The following is a 16,624-nucleotide window of genomic DNA, read 5'->3' as shown; positions in this document are numbered from 1 at the left end:
TCGTCACTTCCTCTTCGTCAGGACGCCGATGTCACCGGGCCCGAGCAGATCGTGCATGTCCACCACGGCCCGTACCCCGCTATCGGGGTCGACGGGGTTCACGTCGCCGATGATCACCGCCTGGTTCTCACCGAGCGCGACGAGCCGGCCGAGCAGGGTGGCACGTTCGACGTCGTCGGCGATCCGATCGATCCGGCCCACCACCAGCAGTGGCGGACGCCGGGTGTTCGCCACCGAGATCCGCAGGAGCACTTGCTGGAGTTCGGGGAGGTCGTCGACGAACGCCTCGAGCGGTGGCAGCGGTACGTCGCCGAAGATCTCCTCGCACATCTCGGCGATACCGTACTCACGGACCCGCGGAACGAACTTGTACCACGGGGAATCCCACCGCTTCTGCTCGGTGACGAGATCGCGCACGGTGACCGACGGGCGTACCTCGTCGAGCTCGTTCATGCACGCAATCGCCGACCGCGCGATGATCTTCTGCGGTCTGTCCTCGCCGAGAACCGTCAGCGATCCCCGGGTCAGTCGCATGCGACCGCACAGAGCCATGAGCAACGCGGTACGCGCAGCACCGGCCTGCGCGGCCAGAACCGTCACTCCCCCGGCGTCGAGGTCCAGGTCGAGGGGGCCGAAGACATGGCCCCAGGGTCCGTGGAGTTCGATCCCGCGCGCCGACACGAGTGTGCCCGGCGTCTGCCGGGCGGTTGCCCGCTGCACGACCGGAGCGCCGTACGGCGGAGTCCCGACATCATCCGGTTCGGCTGTGCCCACCGGCGTTCCGCCGTAGTTTCCGTCCACGACGAAGGGATCCTCGAGCTGCTCGTCCGACAACTCGTCCCAGGCCTCTGCGTCGCTGTGCTGCCCGTAGTGAGTCACCGACTGTCCTTGCGCCGAGCGAGTGGGGTGTGGTGCCGTGTCCGATGCGCTGCCACGGTCACAGGCTGTTCTTGACGACGTGGCCGTTCTTCACAATGACCGACAGGTTCTTTGCTGGATCGGCGATCAGACTCAGATCCTCGAGCGGGTTGCCGTCGACGAGGAGCACGTCCGCCCAGGCGCCCTTGTCGATCACACCCCATCGGGCCTGACGGTAGGGATCGCGTTCGCCTGCGAGCCGGAACAGTTCGGCGTTTCCGGAGGTGAGCATCCGCAGCGCGTCGAGGTTGCTGTAGTGGTCGCCGAGCCGCGCGGCCATCTCGCTCTGGCGCGGCGCGATCTGCGGCTCGAGCAGCAGGTCGGTTCCCCAGGCCGTCTTCACGCCGTGCTTCTGCGCCCACTCGTAGACGTGGTCGGTGCCGGTGCAGATCTGCTTGTCCTTCTCCGCGCGATCCGGGTCGGGATAGTGGTGGTCGCCGAGCGCGAAGGGCTGCATCGACAACCACACCTCCTTCTCCGCGAGCAGTGCGACGGTCTCCTCGTCGGCGAGGTGGCCGTGCTCGATCGACTTCACCCCGGCCGCGACCGCGCGGCGGATCCCGGTGACGTTGTAGACGTGGGTGGCCACGTACGTGCCGTAGTCGGATGCGGCCTGGACGGCGGCACGCAGTTCTCTGTCGATGAACTGGACGGTGTACAGCGGGTCGTACATGGACGCCGCTCCGCCGCCGACCATCAGCTTGATCTGCGATGCACCTTTCTTGAGTTGCTCGCGCACGGCTGCGAGGACCCGGTCCTCACCATCGGCGACCCGCATGAAGCCGATCTGTTCGGCGCGGGCCTGATCCCCACCGAGGGCTGTGGGGCATTCGTAGACGAAGCCGAAGTCGCCGTGCCCGGACGTCTGCGAGATCGCGGCCTGGGACGGGTAGATGCGGGGACCGTCGAACAATCCCCGGTCGATCACCGATTTGATGCTGCCGGTGTCGCCGGCCATGTCGCGGACGGCGGTGAAGCCGCGCAGCAGCATGTTGCGGGCCTCGGCGAGGCCGTTGAGCGCGATGTGCGCTTCACTGCCCATCACCATGTCGATGTAGGAGTTCGCGTTACCGACGAGGTGGACGTGCGCGTCGGACATGCCGGGCATGAGGACACGCCCGCCGCCGTCGATCACGTCGGTCTCGCGGCCGGGTTCGTCGCCGATCGGCGATTCGGATACGGCGACGATGCGGTCTCCGTCGATCAGTACGTCGCCGGTGACGAGCTCTCCGGAAACTCCGTCGAAAACTCGCACATTACGAAAAAGAAGGCGCTGAGTGGACTTACCGGTTTCCGTCATGGCTGGGACGCTAACGCGCATCGAACACGACTTCCGACCAACCGAAAGGATCCCGAACCAATTCACCCCAACCGTTCACCCTTTTCGAAAGTTCGTTCTGAGCTGCACCTATTCGATCGGATAGTTTCTTTTGAAAACACAAAAATTTCCGATCTTCGACTTACACTGCGCCAATGCTGATTCACCCGACATTGCGCATGCAGTCCTGGGGATTCGTCATCGGCGCCGCCCTGTTCGCATTGGGTTCGGCGCCCGGAATTGCGACGCTTCTCGGCACCGCCGGTGCAAATACTTCGTTCTTCGTGGGTTCCTGGTTCTTCACGGGTGCAGCATTCGTCCAATTGATGCTCAGTGGGCCGGCCACCGTCACGGACAAGGGCAGCCCGGCGATCCGCGCCGACTGGCTCGCGTCGCTGATCCAGTTCATCGGTACGCTGTTGTTCAACGTCAGCACGGGAGCCGCACTGCACGCCCACACCGTCAAGGGTGAGGAGCACCTGGTGTGGAACCCCAATCTCGAAGGTTCCCTGTGCTTTCTGGTGTCGAGCGCGATCGCGTGTGCAGTCCTCTGGCGAGCGGGCTCGCATTGGGCGCCGCGCTCGAAGGACTGGATCAGCGGGTGGCTGAACATGCTCGGGTCGATCGCTTTCGGGGTCTCCGCCGTCGGTTCGTTCGTCCTCGACGACGGAAACACCCTCGACCCGAGCCTTGCCAACGCCGGCACGTTCGTCGGGGCGATCTGCTTCCTGCTCGCCGCGGCGGTATTCCTCGGGAGGCGCAGCGCCGAGGAACCGGAATCCGCAACGGCCTCCTGAGAATTCGCCGGCAGGGCACCTGCCGGCGGAGAGCGTCTCAGTTCTCCCCTTCGCGCCCTTCGAGATAGGCGCGAGCGGCGTCGGGCCCCTCGTCGAGCAGGATCCGGAAACCGTCCTCGTCGAGCACGGGTACTCCGAGATCGGCGGCCTTGTCGGCCTTCGAACCCGGGTTGTCGCCGATGACGACGAAAGCCGTCTTCTTCGACACCGATCCGGCGGCCTTGCCTCCGCGCGCGAGGACGGCCTCCTTGGCCTGGTCGCGGGAGAATCCCGCGAGCGTGCCCGTAACCACGATCGACAGTCCTTCGAGGGTTCGCGGGATCGATTCGTCGCGTTCGTCGGCCATCCGCACACCCGCTGCCGCCCACTTGTCGACGATCGCGACGTGCCAATCGACGGTGAACCAGTCGGTCACCGCCGCGGCGATCGTCGGTCCGACGCCCTCGACGGCCGCGAGCTCGTCGACGGACGCGGCCCGGATCCGGTCGAGGCTGCCGAACTCGGTGGCCAGCGCACGCGCAGCGGTCGGTCCGACGTGCCGGATGGACAGGGCGACCAGCACGCGCCAGAGCGGCTGTTCCTTCGCCTTGTCGAGGTTCTGCAGCAGACGTTCGCCGTTCTTCGACAGCACGCCCTTGGTGGTGCGGAAAAACGCGATGCGTTCGAGGTCTTCCTTCGTGAGCGAGAACAGGTCGCCCTCGTCGGCGATGATCTTCCCCTCGAGCAGCGCCGTGGCCGCCTCGTAGCCGAGGGCTTCGATGTCGAACGCTCCCCTGCCCGAGACGTGGAAGACCCGCTCGCGCAATTGCGCCGGGCACGACCGCGAGTTGGGGCAGCGCAGGTCGACGTCGCCCTCCTTCGCCGGGGCAAGGGTGGTTCCGCATTCGGGGCACTGCGTGGGCATCTCGAAGGCGTACTCGGAACCGTCGCGCAGGTCGACGACCGGGCCGAGGACCTCCGGGATCACGTCGCCGGCCTTGCGGATGACCACGGTGTCGCCGATGAGCACGCCTTTGCGCTCCACCTCGGACGCGTTGTGCAGCGTCGCCAGCGAGACGGTGGACCCGGCGACGGTGACCGGCTCCATGTAGGCGAAGGGGGTCACGCGTCCGGTGCGCCCGACACTGACGCGGATGTCGAGGAGCTTGGTGGTGACCTCCTCCGGCGGGTACTTGTAGGCGATCGCCCACCGTGGGGCGCGGGACGTGGCACCGAGGCGTCGGTGCAGCCCCATGTCGTCGATCTTGACCACCAGGCCGTCGATCTCATGTTCGATGTCGTGGCGGTGTTCGCCCCAGTAGCGCATCCGCTCGACGACCGCCTCGGCGCCCTGCACGCGAACAGTGTGCGGTGAGACGGGCAGGCCCCAGGCCGCGAAGGCCGCGTAGGCGTCGGATTGCGAGCGGGGTTCGAAGCCCTCCATGCGGCCGTAGCCGTGGCAGTACATGCGCAGACGCCGGCGCGCGGTGACGGCCGGGTTCTTCTGCCGCAGGGAACCGGCGGCGGAATTGCGGGGATTCGCGAAGGGCGGCTTGCCTTCGGCCACCAGCCCGGCGTTGAGGGTCTGGAAGTCCTCGAGCCGGAAGAACACCTCGCCGCGCACTTCGAGCAACGTCGGGATCGGGTATTCGGCGGTGCCGGTGAGCTTTTCGGGAACGTCGTCGATCGTGCGGGCGTTGAGGGTGACGTCCTCCCCGGTGCGTCCGTCGCCGCGGGTGGCCGCGCGGACGAGTTTGCCGTTCTCGTAGACGAGGCTGAGCGCCACGCCGTCGATCTTCACCTCGCACAGATAATCGGGGTGAGTGCCGGTCTCGACCTCGGCGCGCGAGAGCCACGCGCGCAGTTCGTCCTCGTCGAAGACGTTGTCGAGGCTGAGCATCCGTTCGAGATGCTCGACGGCACCGAATTCGGTGGCGAAGCCGCCGCCGACCAGCTGGGTGGGCGAATCCGGCGTGCGGAGTTCGGTGTACTGATCCTCGAGTGCCTGCAGTTCGCCGAGGAGCGCGTCGAACTGACCGTCGGAGATGATGGGGGCGTCGCGCACGTAATAACGGAACTGATGCTCGCGCACCTGTTCGGCGAGATCCTGCCAGCGCTCACGCGCCTCCGGAGGAGCGGTGATGGGTGCGTCCGTCGGTTCACTCACAGCCTGCAAGCCTAGTCGAGGGGACCGACCGGAATACTCAGAGCGTGTCGGCTTCCTCAGCGAAGGCCGACGCGACGTCGCGCAACGAACGCAGAGCGGCCCGTGCCCCCTCCGTGGAGGCCGAGGCCAGCCCGCAGACCGGGCTCACCGCCACCGATTGCAGCACCTTCCTGGGGAACCCGAGCCGGTCGATCAGCTCGACGGCCGGTGCCGCGTACTCGCGCCAGCCCGTCGAGGCCGGTGCGGTGGCGGGCACGAGTCCGAGTATCGGGACCGTGCCCGAGTCGAACAGTTCCCCGAGTCCGTCGAGGTCGGAGCGTCGCACGCCTCCGACGTCGAAGGCCACAGCGTCGGCAGCGCTGCGCCGCAGGAAGTCGGCCGGGAAGGTGCCCGCGCAGCAGTGCACCGCGACGGAGAGCCCAGTGCCCCGAATCGTCGTGTCGAGCACGTCCAGCGCTTCCGGGTCCGGCACGGCAGGGACGGTCTCGAGGACGGTCCGGCCCTTCAGCGTTCCGGCGAGCACATCCGGCAGCGACGGTTCGTCGAGTTGCGCGACCACCTGAACCCCGAGCCGGCGGGTGATCTCGGCGGCGTGTCGGGCCAGGCCCTCCGCGAGCGATTCGGCCAGGTCGCGAACGGCGCCGCGGTCGGTGAGCACCCGGCGTCCCGTGGCGAGTTCGACGTGGGCGGCGAGGGTGAGCGGCCCGGCAGCCTGCACCTTCACGGGGCGGCCGGCATCCAGCCCGGCGCGTTCCCAGGCCTCCTCGAGCGCATCGAGGTCCTGGGCGAGCAGGTCGCGCGCCCGGGCGGCCACACCGCCGCGTCGCGACACGAGGCGGTAACCAGTGGTCGAGGTGTCGAGGTACATGTCGACGAGCAGGGCGCTGACCCGCCCGATCATGTCGGCACCGAGGCCGCGTGCCGGCAGTTCGACGAGGTGGGGCAGATCCGTGAGTTCGCCGACGACGACCGCCGCGGCCTCGCGCGGGTCCGTCCCGGGCCACGAACCGATGCCTGTCGCGAGACCGGACCACACCTCGCGGCCGGTGGCAGGTGCCGTCACCGGTCCCCTGCCGCGATGGTTCCGCTGCCGAGGACGATGTCGCCCGCAGCGTCGGACCGGTACAGCACGGCGGCCTGACCGGCGGCGACACCGGTGAGCGGTTCGCGCAGCGAGATCTCGATGCCCGGACCCACCGCTTCGGCGACGGCCGGGGCCAGGCCACCGTGAGCGCGGACCTGGACGACGCACTCGATCGGTCCGACAGGAGCGGTGCCGGAGGTCCATACGGCGCGTTCGGCCCGGATCGACTCGACCTTCAGCTGTTCGGCGCTGCCGACCCGGACGGTGCCGCTCTCCGGTTCGATCGCGGTGACGTAGCGGGGGCGTCCGTCCGGTCCGGGCCCGGCGATACCGAGTCCCTTGCGCTGGCCGATGGTGAAACCGTGCACGCCCTCGTGCTGCGCGAGCACCTCACCCGAACGGTCGTCCACGACGGCGCCGGGACGCACACCGATGCGGGCACCGAGGAAGGCGCGGGTGTCGCCCGACGGGATGAAGCAGATGTCGTGGCTGTCGGGCTTGTTCGCCACAGCGAGTCCGCGCTCGGCGGCCTCCTCGCGGATCCGGCTCTTGGGGGTGTCGCCGACGGGGAACACCGCGCGCGACAACTGCTGCGCCGTGAGCACGGCGAGTACGTACGACTGGTCCTTGTCGGCGTCGACGGCGCGGCGCAGCACCCCGTCGTTCAACTGCGCGTAGTGACCGGTGGCGACGGCGTCGAAGCCGAGCGCGACGGCACGGTCGGCCAGCGCCGAGAACTTGATCTTCTCGTTGCAACGCAGGCACGGGTTCGGGGTCTCACCGGCGGCATAGGACGCGACGAAGTCGTCGATCACGTCCTCCTTGAAGCGGTCTGCGAAATCCCAGACGTAGAAGGGAATTCCGAGCACGTCGGCGGCGCGGCGAGCATCGCCGGCGTCCTCCTTCGAGCAGCATCCGCGCGAGCCGGTGCGCAGTGTGCCCGGCGCGGCCGACAACGCGAGATGCACTCCCACGACGTCGTGTCCGGCCTCGACCATGCGGGCGGCGGCGACCGCCGAGTCCACACCGCCGCTCATTGCCGCAAGAATCCTCATCTCCGGTCACCTCCTCGTCCACCGGCGCTCGCCAGTCCGGCGGCGCGAGCCCTGTCCACCACGGAAGGGAGAGTTTCGATCAGTTTGTCGATGTCACTGCGGGTTGTGGTGTGCCCCAACGAGAATCGGAGCGAACCGCGTGCCGTGATCGGGTCCGCCCCCATCGCGACGAGTACGTGACTCGCGCGCGCGACCCCGGCGGTGCACGCCGAACCGGTCGAGCATTCGATACCGGCCGCGTCGAGCAACATCAGCAGCGAGTCGCCTTCGCATCCGGGGAACGTGAAGTGCGCGTTGTTGGGCAGTCGTCCGACCTCGCGAGGACCGTTGAGGATCGCGTCGGGGATCGCCGCCTCGACACCCGCGACAAGAAGATCGCGCAGGTGCGCGAGTTCGGCGGTGCGGCCGGGCAGATCCGAGGTGACCTCGCGCAACGCCGCGGCCATCGCCACGATGGACGCGGTGTCCTGCGTCCCGGACCGCACGTCGCGTTCGTGGCCCCCACCGTGGGCGAGCGGCACGCACGGTACCTGCCTGCCGAGCAGCAGCGCTCCCACTCCCTGCGGACCACCGAACTTGTGAGCGGCCAGGGTCAGTGCCGACAGTCCGCTCGCGGTGAAATCGACTGGGAGATGCGCGACCGCCTGCACGGCGTCGCTGTGCATCGGGACGTCGAACTCGGCGGCGACCGCAGCGAGTTCGGTGATCGGCATGACGGTGCCGACCTCGTTGTTCGCCCACATCACGGACACGAGGGCGACCTCGTCGGCGTGGCGCGAGAGTTCCTCGCGGAGCGTGGTGGGATCGACGCGGCCGGAGCCGTCCACCGGCAGCCACGTCACCTGGGCATCCTCGTGCTCGACGAGCCATTCGACGGCGTCGAGCACGGCGTGGTGTTCGACCGCGCTCGCGAGGATCCGGCGACGCCGGGGGTCCTGGGCGCGGCGACCCCAATAGATGCCCTTGACGGCCAGATTGTCGCCCTCGGTGCCACCGGAGACGAAGATCACCTCGGAGGGCCGGGCGCCGAGGGCGGCCGCAATCGACTCCCGCGACTCCTCGACGCGCCGGCGCGCTGCGCGCCCCGATCCGTGCAGGGAGGACGCGTTTCCGACGGTGGCGAGGACCGACGTCATCGCCTCGACGGCCGCAGGAAGCATCGGCGACGTCGCGGCGTGATCGAGGTAGACGGTCGTGGAGGTACCGGAGGGACCGGCGGCGGGCGAGGTCATGACCGATCCAGGATAGCGGGTCGGCGCAGGTGCCCGCCGCGCTCAGGGGGGTCGCCCGTCAGGCGGCGTCCACCGTCCGTGCCGTTCCACCGGCCGGTGAGCCGCCGACCGGCAGGAATGTCACGGCCTCGACCGGGCGCTCGGCACGGACCGCGCGGGCGCATCGGGCTGCGAGATCGTGCCGGTCCCGACCCGGATGTTCGAGCGGAGCGAGCACGACTTCGACGACGACACCGCGGTTCCGGATCATCCGCCGGATCGAGGAACCGATCGTCTCGTCACCGACGAAGGCCGGCGCGGCGGTGAGGTCTCCCCCGCGCTCGCCGTATCGCAGGCCGACGGGCTGGACGGGGCACTGCGCGTCCACGGCCGCCTGCAGCAGGGCGGGGCGGAAACCGCCGTGGGACCGTCCGCATCGCGTCGTGCCCTCGGGGAAGACGGCGACGCACCCGCCCTCCAGCAAGCGGGTGCGTACTCGCTCGATCACGGCGGGCAGCAGTCGCAGTCGTTCCCGTTCGATGGGGATGACACGCATCCGGCGTGCGAGCGCGCCCAGCAGGCCCCAGTCGAGCAGGTCCGCTCGTGCGACGAACTCCGCGGGAGCGACTGCGGTGAGGACGAGGACATCCGTCCACGAGATGTGCGGTGCAACGACGAGCACGCCCCCTGCGCGCGCCCGTCGGTCACGCCGATCGTCGATCGTCGGACGGATGCCTACGCACCACAACAACAGGCGCGCACTGCGCCGCACCGTGCTCTCCCGACGCGCCGCGGGAATCATCCGTCCTGCCAGCAGGAGCGGCACCACCGTCAGCACGACCGCGACCGTCGCGATGCGCAACCACACCGTCGGCAGACCCACACGATCCGTCCCGTCCGGCAGGCACCGGATCCCGCACGGACTCGACGGCATCCACGCGTGCACCCGTGTCGTACCGACCCGAGTCACCGCGACCCCCGCTCGGCACGCTCGGCGGCCGCGCGCAGGCGGGCGAGATAGCGGGTGTCCGCCCGGTCCACGGCTAGTATCGCGACGAAGTCGGCGACCCCGAAGTCCGGATCGTGGGCCGGTTCACCACAGATCCGGGCACCGAGCCGCAGGTATCCGCGCAGGAGCGGCGGGACCACGGGACGCGGCAACGGAGCGATCTCGTCGAGCGGGTGGCCTTCGACCATCACGGGATTCAGCGGTCGGACCCGCGCTGCGGGTTCGACGGCGTGTCGTTCGAGCAGCAGGTCGCGCACGGCCCGAACGTTCGACGCCTCGGGTTCGTCGGGCGTCGTGCGCATGGGCACCGAGACGCATCCGACGACCTCGTTGTGTCCGGTCGCCTCGAGATAGTGCAGGATGCCGGCCCACATCAGGGTGAGGACCGATCCGGAACGGTGGGCTGGATCGACGCAGGCCCTGCCCATCTCCACCAGGCCGCGCCCGTGTGGGTCGAGTGCGGAGAGATCGAATTCGGTGGCGGTGTAGTACCCACCGGCCTCGCGGGCGGCTTCGGGCGGCAGCATCCGGTAACAGCCGACGACGTCGTCGGTGACCCGATCGCGCACCAGCACGTGGTCGCAGAACTCGTCGAACCGGTCGGCGTCGGATCCGCCCCCCGCATCGGGGATCCGGAAGCCGGGTTCACCGGAGAAAACCCGGTACCGAAGGCGTTGCGCAGCCAGGCGATCCGACGCTTCCGTCGACACGACGAGGGAGTAGCGGGGGCCGGACAGGACGGGAGCGGTGAACCCACTCGGGCGGTACAGCACCGGCGATGTGGTCATGCCCCAAGGTGTAACGACCGTGGGAGGCGCGCCGGCGGCGACGGGGTGTCGCGGCGATGCATCGCCGATGAACACTCCCGCAGAATGCACGCGGCCCCGCTCCTTTCGAAGGAGCGGGGCCGCGCAGGGATCGATCTGCCGGAGCGGATCAGCCCTTGTGCTTCTTGACCTCCTCGGTCAGCTGCGGAGCGACGTTGAACAGGTCGCCGACGACGCCGTAGTCCGCGATCTCGAAAATCGGGGCCTCTTCGTCCTTGTTGACGGCGACGATGGTCTTCGACGTCTGCATGCCGGCGCGGTGCTGGATGGCGCCGGAGATGCCGAGCGCGACGTACAGCTGCGGGGAGACCGTCTTACCGGTCTGACCGACCTGGAACTGGCCCGGGTAGTAGCCCGAGTCGACGGCGGCGCGGGAAGCACCGACGGCGGCACCGAGCGAGTCGGCGAGCTCCTCGACGACGGAGAACTTGTCGGCCGAACCGACACCGCGGCCACCGGAGACGACGATCGACGCCTCGGTCAGCTCCGGACGGTCGCCGCCGACGATCGGATCGCGCGAGACGATCTTCACGGCGTTCTCTTCCTGGGCCGGAACCTCGACGGCCACACGCTCGGCGGCGGCAGCCTCGGGCTTGGCCTCGATGGCGCCCGGGCGGATGGAGATCACGGGGACCTCACCGTTGGCCTTGGCGTCGACGGTGAACGCGCCACCGAAGATCGAGTGCACGGCGGAGCCGTCGGCCTTGACGTCGACGACATCGACGAGCAGACCGGAGCCGATGCGGGCGGCGAGGCGGCCCGACACCTCCTTGCCTTCGACGGACGCGGCGGTGATGACGGCGGCGGGGCTGGTGGACTCGACGAGCGACGCGAGGACGTCGACCTTCGGGGTCACCAGGTAGTTGTCGACGTCTTCGGACTCGGCGGCGTAGACCTTGACCGCACCGGCGGCGGCGAGGGCGTCCTGCAGCGCGTCGGCGGTGCCGGGGGCACCTGCGACGACGGCGGAGGGCTCGCCGAGCACACGCGCGGCGGTGATGAGTTCGGTGCTGACCTTCTTGAGCGCGCCCTCGGCATGCTCGACGAGCACGAGTACTTCTGCCATTACTACTTCTCTCCTAGATATGTCAGATGTTGTCGCGGGGCGCGATCAGATGATCTTCTGGCCGACCAGGTACTGAGCGATCTTGCTGCCGCCGTCGCCCTCGTCGGTGACGCGCTCACCCGCGGTGCGCGGGGGCTTCGGAGTCACACCGGTGACGGTGGACGCAGCGTTCGCAACACCGAAGATCTCGGGATCGAGACCGATGTCGGCGAGGGTGAGGGTCTGAACTTCCTTCTTCTTCGCGGCCATGATGCCCTTGAAGGAGGGGAAGCGGGGCTCGTTGATCTTCTCGGTGACCGAGACGATGGCGGGGAGCGGAGCCTCGATGCCGAAGACGCCCTCGTCGGTCTCGCGCTCGCCGGCGGCCTTGCCGTCCGCGATCGTGAGCTTGCGCAGGTGCGTCAGGTGAGGCAGGCCCAGGTACTCGGCGATGATCGCGGGCACGGCGCCCACGCGACCGTCGGTGGCCTCGTTACCGGCGATGACCAGCTCGACACCCTCGATCTGGCCGAGCGCAGCGGCGATCGCGTACGCGGTCTGGATCGAGTCGGAGCCGTGCATGGCGGGATCGTTGAGGTGGATCGCCTTGTCGGCGCCCATGGACAGCGCCTTGCGGATGGCGTCGGTGGCGCGGTCCGGGCCGGCGGTCAGAACGGTGACCTCACCGCCGTCGCGCTCCTTGATGAGCAGAGCTTCCTCGACGGCGCGCTCGTTGATCTCGTCGAGCACGGCGTCGGCGGCCTCACGGTCGAGCGTGTAGTCGCCGTCGCTGAGCTTGCGCTCGGACCACGTGTCGGGGACCTGCTTGATCAAAACGACGATGTTCGTCATGGGTCTGCGTCGACCTCCTGTGTGTAGCTGCCTTTGGTCGGCAAGGCGCTGCCTGAACCGAGCACTCGTGTCTTTCGCACGGCGTGTGCGATAGATTATCAGCCGCTAAGTTACCAGTCAGTAACTTGACGGGATTCCCGGTTCACCATAGCCGTACGGAAGGACGACGAAACCTGTGATCTGGAACACCGGAGACCACCCCTCCGGGGAGAGGTCTAATGTCGTGGCGGTGAGCGACACCCCCGCCCGCGCCGATGACGCGCACGCCCTCCCCCTCACCGGCGAACGGACGGTCCCCGGCATCGCCGAGGAGAACTATTGGTTCCGACGTCACGAGGTCGTCTACCAGAACTTTCTCCCCCGTTGCGTGAACCGGGCCGTGCTCGAGGCCGGCGCCGGCGAAGGCTACGGGGCCGACATGATCGCCGATGTGGCGACGCGCGTGATCGGCCTCGACTACGACGAGAGCGCCGTCGCACACATCCGCGCGCGCTACCCCCGCGTGGACATCCGGCACGGAAACCTCGCCGAACTTCCCCTCGAGGACGAATCGGTCGATACGGTCGTGAACTTCCAGGTGATCGAGCATTTGTGGGATCAGACACAGTTCCTACGCGAATGTCACCGCGTTCTCACCCCCGGCGGCGAATTGCTCATCAGTACTCCCAACCGGATCACCTTCTCCCCCGGCCGCGACACCCCGCTCAACCCCTTCCACACCCGTGAGCTGAACGCCGCCGAACTGACCGAACTGCTCGAGGACGCCGGCTTCCGCGTCGAACTCATGACCGGCGTGCACCACGGCCCCACGCTGCGCGCACTCGATGCCAAGCACGGCGGATCGTTCATCGACGCCCAGATCGAGCGCGCCCTCGCCGGGCAGCCGTGGCCGGACGATCTCACCGCCGACGTCGCGATGGTCTCCACCGACGACTTCGCCATCGTCCCCGAGAACATCGATGCGAGCCTCGATCTGGTCGCGATCGCCGTGAAGGACCCCGCAGCGAAGGACACCGCTCCGTGAGTGCCGCATCGTCCCGCGAACCCGGGATGTTCGCGCTCGTCCTCCACTCCCACCTCCCGTGGCTCGCCCACCACGGCCGGTGGCCCGTCGGCGAGGAATGGCTCTACCAGTCGTGGGCAGCGACCTATCTGCCCGTCACCGACGTGCTGCGGCGGCTCGCCGCCGAAGGCCGAACCCGGATGCTCACACTCGGCATCACCCCGGTACTGGCCGCGCAACTCGACGACCCGCACTGCCTCGCCGGGATGCACCACTGGCTCGGCAACTGGCAACTGCGCGCGCACGAGGCGGCCGGCATGCGGGAGGAGTCCTACCGCGCACTCGGCGCCCGCGAGCACCGCGCCGCCACCGCGGCACTGGAGGACTTCGAAACCCAATGGCGCCACGGCGGATCCCCCGTCGTGCGGCAGCTGATCGACGCCGACGCGATCGAACTGCTCGGTGGGCCTCTCGCCCATCCGTTCCAGCCCCTCCTCGACCCGCGACTGCGCACCTTCTCGTTGTCCGAAGGTCTCGCCGACGCGCACGCCCGCTGGAACCATCGCCCCCGCGGCATCTGGGGCCCGGAATGCGGTTACACGCCGGGCATGGAGAACGATTACGCCGCAGCGGGAGTCGAGCACTTCATGGTCGACGGTCCTGCGCTGCGCGGCGACACCTCGCTCGGCCGCACGGTCCGCGACTCGGACGTCGTGTGTTTCGGCCGCGACCTGCAGGTCTCGTACCGGGTGTGGTCGCCGAAGTCCGGCTATCCCGGCCACTCCGCCTACCGCGACTTCCACACCTACTGCCACGACACCGGACTCAAACCGTCCCGCGTCACGGGCCGCACGGTGCCCTCGCACGAGAAGGCGCCCTACGATCCCGAACTCGCGTCGCACGCCGTCGACCGGCACGTCGCCGACTTCGTCGAGACCGTCCGGCAGCGATTGCGCAGCGAATCCGGCCGCATCGGCCGGGACGCACTCGTCGTCGCGGCCTTCGACACGGAACTGTTCGGCCACTGGTGGTTCGAAGGTCCGATCTTCCTCGAACGACTGCTCCGCGCGCTTCCCGAGGCGGGCATCGAGGTGGGAACCCTCGCCGATGCCCGCAACCGCGGATACGTCGGCGCCTCCGTCGATCTCGAGAATTCGTCGTGGGGTTCGGGCAAGGACTGGCGGGTCTGGGCCGGCGACCAGGTCGCCGATCTCGTGCGTCTCAACGACGAGGTGGTGCGCACGACCCTCGACAGCATCGACAAGTCCCGCGAGCAGAGCACGTCGTCGGTCGCGCTCCGCAACCGCGTGCACGACCAGATGGTGCGCGAAGCGCTGCTGACGGTCTCCAGCGACTGGGCGTTCATGGTCAGCAAGGACACCGCCGCCGCCTATGCCCGCGACCGCGCGCACAAACACGCCCACGCCCTGCGTGAGATCGCCGAGGCGGTCGACTCCGGACGCACCGAGACGGCACGGCGTCTGGCCGACGGATGGAACCGCGCCGACAATCTCTTCCCAGGACTCGACGCCCGACGACTGCCCGGACGCCACGGAGGCCCGCGATGAAGATTCTGCTCGTCTCATGGGAGTACCCACCCGTCGTCGTTGGCGGCCTGGGCAGACACGTCCATCATCTCGCCACCGAACTCGCCGCGGCGGGCAACGAGGTGGTGGTGCTGTCACGTCGCCCGACCGGCACCGATGCGTCGACCCACCCCACGATCAGCCACATCGCCGACGGCGTGCTCGTGGTGGCGGTCGCGGAGGACGCACCCCACTTCGACTTCGGCGAGGACATGATCGCCTGGACGCTGGCGATGGGCCACGCGATGGTCCGCGCCGGGATCGGGCTGACCCGCGGCGGCATCGGCGAAGGTTGGTATCCGGACGTCGTCCACGCCCACGACTGGCTCGTCGCCCACCCCGCGATCGCGCTGGCCGAGTACTTCGACGTGCCGCTCGTGTCGACCCTGCACGCGACCGAGGCCGGTCGCCACAGCGGTTGGCTGTCGGGCCGGATCAACCGCCAGGTGCATTCCGTCGAGTGGTGGCTCGCCAACGAATCCGACCGTCTCATCACGTGTTCGGCGTCGATGCACGACGAGGTCACCGAGTTGTACGGTCCGGACCTGCCGGAGATCTCCGTGATCCGCAACGGCATCGACATCACCACCTGGTCGTACCGCGACCGCGAACCGCGTCCCGGGCCGGCACGACTGCTGTACGTCGGCCGCCTCGAATACGAGAAGGGTGTGCAGGACGCGATCGCCGCGCTCCCCCGCATCCGCCGCTCGCATCCCGGCACGACCCTCGTGGTCGCCGGTGAGGGCACCCAGTTCGAGTGGCTGCGCGAGCAGGCACGCGTACACCGCGTCGCACGCTCGGTGAGTTTCCTCGGCAACCTCGACCACACCGAACTGCTCGGCTGGCTGCACGGCGCCGACGCGATCGTGCTGCCGAGCCGCTACGAGCCGTTCGGCATCATCGCCCTCGAGGCCGCCGCAGCGGGTACCCCGCTCATCGCGTCCACCGCCGGCGGCCTGGGCGAAGCCGTGGTCGACGGCGTGACCGGACTGTCGTTCCGGCCCGGCGACGTGGCCGGACTCGTCTCGGCCGTCCGGGAAACCCTCGACGATCCCGAGGCCGCCCGAGTGCGCGCGCGGGCGGCCCGGGCACGACTGACCGACGACTTCGACTGGCGCCGCGTCGCCGAAGAAACCGCGCAGGTCTACTCGTCGGCGAAGCGGCGGGTGCGTCACCCGCTCGCACGCCCCACTGTCCCCCAACGTCCCCTCCCGGACCGCGGATGAACGAGCAGCACACGCTCCAAATCGGGCGCCTGGCACCGCACGAATCCGATATCGTCGCCGTCACCGCACTGCTCAACGCGGTCTACGCGGTGGCCGAGGACGGCATGTGGGTACCGGGCACCACACGGACCGACACGGACGAGATCACCCGATATGCGCGGGAGGGCAGCATTCGCATCGCCCGCTCGCACGGCCGGGTGGTCGGCTGTATCCGCGTGACCCCGGTCGACGCGACGACGGCCGAGTTCGGGATGCTCGCCTCCGACCCGAAGGTCCGCGGCACAGGCGTCGGCCGCGTCCTGATCGACACCGTCGAGACGGAGTTCGCCGAGCGAGGTTTCGAGGCAATGCAACTCGAGGTGATCCGTCCGCGCGACACCTCACACGAGTCCAAGGTGTTCCTCGACCGGCTCTACACCCGGCTCGGGTACGTGCCGGAGGAGCCCGCGCCGCTCGATACGCGCCATCCGGAACTCGTTCCGGCTCTTGCGGTCCTATGTGAAACGGTCGTCTACCGGAAGCCACTGGGCCGACCCTGAGTCGACCT

Annotated in this window: 15 protein-coding genes; 5 read left to right on the top strand and 10 right to left on the bottom strand. The window is 68.7% G+C overall.

The features are described from left to right. Window positions 1–3: 3 nt before the first annotated feature. Window positions 4–879, bottom strand: coding sequence for a hypothetical protein (locus tag M3330_RS19975; protein ID WP_064852980.1), 876 nt, complete (start codon window positions 877–879; stop codon window positions 4–6). 58 nt (window positions 880–937) lie between these two features. Further along, complete coding sequence (locus M3330_RS19970) at window positions 938–2,218, bottom strand: amidohydrolase family protein (RefSeq protein ID WP_024101399.1); 1,281 nt, start codon at window positions 2,216–2,218, stop codon at window positions 938–940. 173 nt (window positions 2,219–2,391) lie between these two features. Here M3330_RS19970 and M3330_RS19965 point away from each other — a divergent pair, with 173 nt between their 5' ends. After that, the gene (locus tag M3330_RS19965; RefSeq protein WP_033097737.1) at window positions 2,392–3,033 is read left to right on the top strand and encodes a hypothetical protein; all 642 of its coding nucleotides are present in this window, start codon (window positions 2,392–2,394) and stop codon (window positions 3,031–3,033) included. 37 nt (window positions 3,034–3,070) lie between these two features. Here M3330_RS19965 and ligA read toward each other — a convergent pair whose 3' ends face one another. The 8 genes from ligA to M3330_RS19925 all read right to left on the bottom strand — a co-directional run bounded on the left by ligA (window position 3,071) and on the right by M3330_RS19925 (window position 12,262). Then, on the bottom strand, window positions 3,071–5,179 hold the full coding sequence (ligA, locus tag M3330_RS19960; protein WP_039586017.1) for an NAD-dependent DNA ligase LigA: 2,109 nt from the start codon (window positions 5,177–5,179) through the stop codon (window positions 3,071–3,073). A gap of 37 nt (window positions 5,180–5,216) precedes the next feature. Beyond that, window positions 5,217–6,242: a methionine synthase gene (locus M3330_RS19955; protein WP_039586018.1), complete on the bottom strand. Its 1,026-nt coding sequence runs from the start codon at window positions 6,240–6,242 to the stop codon at window positions 5,217–5,219. Beyond that, window positions 6,239–7,318 (bottom strand): tRNA 2-thiouridine(34) synthase MnmA, encoded by a 1,080-nt coding sequence (gene mnmA, locus M3330_RS19950; RefSeq protein ID WP_033097734.1) that lies wholly within the window; start codon window positions 7,316–7,318, stop codon window positions 6,239–6,241. Before mnmA ends, M3330_RS19955 begins: the two co-directional genes overlap by 4 nt. After that, on the bottom strand, window positions 7,315–8,550 hold the full coding sequence (locus M3330_RS19945) for a cysteine desulfurase family protein (RefSeq protein ID WP_006554560.1): 1,236 nt from the start codon (window positions 8,548–8,550) through the stop codon (window positions 7,315–7,317). The genes mnmA and M3330_RS19945 overlap by 4 nt, the downstream gene beginning before the upstream one ends. 58 nt (window positions 8,551–8,608) lie before the next feature. Continuing rightward, on the bottom strand, window positions 8,609–9,412 hold the full coding sequence (locus M3330_RS19940; protein ID WP_006554561.1) for a 1-acyl-sn-glycerol-3-phosphate acyltransferase: 804 nt from the start codon (window positions 9,410–9,412) through the stop codon (window positions 8,609–8,611). Window positions 9,413–9,495: 83 nt separating this feature from the next. Next, window positions 9,496–10,326 carry a GNAT family N-acetyltransferase gene (locus tag M3330_RS19935; protein WP_006554562.1) on the bottom strand — a complete coding sequence of 277 codons (831 nt, stop codon included), beginning with the start codon at window positions 10,324–10,326 and terminating at the stop codon, window positions 9,496–9,498. Window positions 10,327–10,474: 148 nt separating this feature from the next. Next, window positions 10,475–11,431, bottom strand: a complete 957-nt coding sequence (locus tag M3330_RS19930) for an electron transfer flavoprotein subunit alpha/FixB family protein (RefSeq protein ID WP_006554564.1) — start codon at window positions 11,429–11,431, stop codon at window positions 10,475–10,477. Window positions 11,432–11,476: 45 nt separating this feature from the next. Beyond that, complete coding sequence (locus tag M3330_RS19925; RefSeq protein ID WP_006554565.1) at window positions 11,477–12,262, bottom strand: electron transfer flavoprotein subunit beta/FixA family protein; 786 nt, start codon at window positions 12,260–12,262, stop codon at window positions 11,477–11,479. A 223-nt stretch (window positions 12,263–12,485) separates the two neighbouring features. Here M3330_RS19925 and M3330_RS19920 point away from each other — a divergent pair, with 223 nt between their 5' ends. From M3330_RS19920 to M3330_RS19905, 4 genes are read left to right on the top strand one after another with little or no spacing between them, the layout of a single operon-like run. Beyond that, window positions 12,486–13,286: a class I SAM-dependent methyltransferase gene (locus M3330_RS19920; protein ID WP_006554566.1), complete on the top strand. Its 801-nt coding sequence runs from the start codon at window positions 12,486–12,488 to the stop codon at window positions 13,284–13,286. A gap of 26 nt (window positions 13,287–13,312) precedes the next feature. After that, a complete protein-coding gene (locus M3330_RS19915) occupies window positions 13,313–14,833 on the top strand; it encodes a glycoside hydrolase family 57 protein (RefSeq protein ID WP_255028936.1) in 1,521 nt (506 codons plus the stop codon). Next, window positions 14,830–16,077, top strand: a complete 1,248-nt coding sequence (locus M3330_RS19910; RefSeq protein ID WP_006554568.1) for a glycosyltransferase family 4 protein — start codon at window positions 14,830–14,832, stop codon at window positions 16,075–16,077. The genes M3330_RS19915 and M3330_RS19910 overlap by 4 nt, the downstream gene beginning before the upstream one ends. Beyond that, complete coding sequence (locus M3330_RS19905) at window positions 16,074–16,616, top strand: GNAT family N-acetyltransferase (protein ID WP_255026067.1); 543 nt, start codon at window positions 16,074–16,076, stop codon at window positions 16,614–16,616. Before M3330_RS19910 ends, M3330_RS19905 begins: the two co-directional genes overlap by 4 nt. Window positions 16,617–16,624 lie beyond the last annotated feature (8 nt).

Source organism: Rhodococcus sp. GA1, from assembly GCF_024321955.1.
In the GTDB taxonomy this organism is placed as follows: domain Bacteria; phylum Actinomycetota; class Actinomycetes; order Mycobacteriales; family Mycobacteriaceae; genus Rhodococcus; species Rhodococcus pyridinivorans.
The sequence above is the reverse complement of the archived record's forward strand: the minus strand, read 5'-3'. Positions and strand labels throughout refer to the sequence as shown.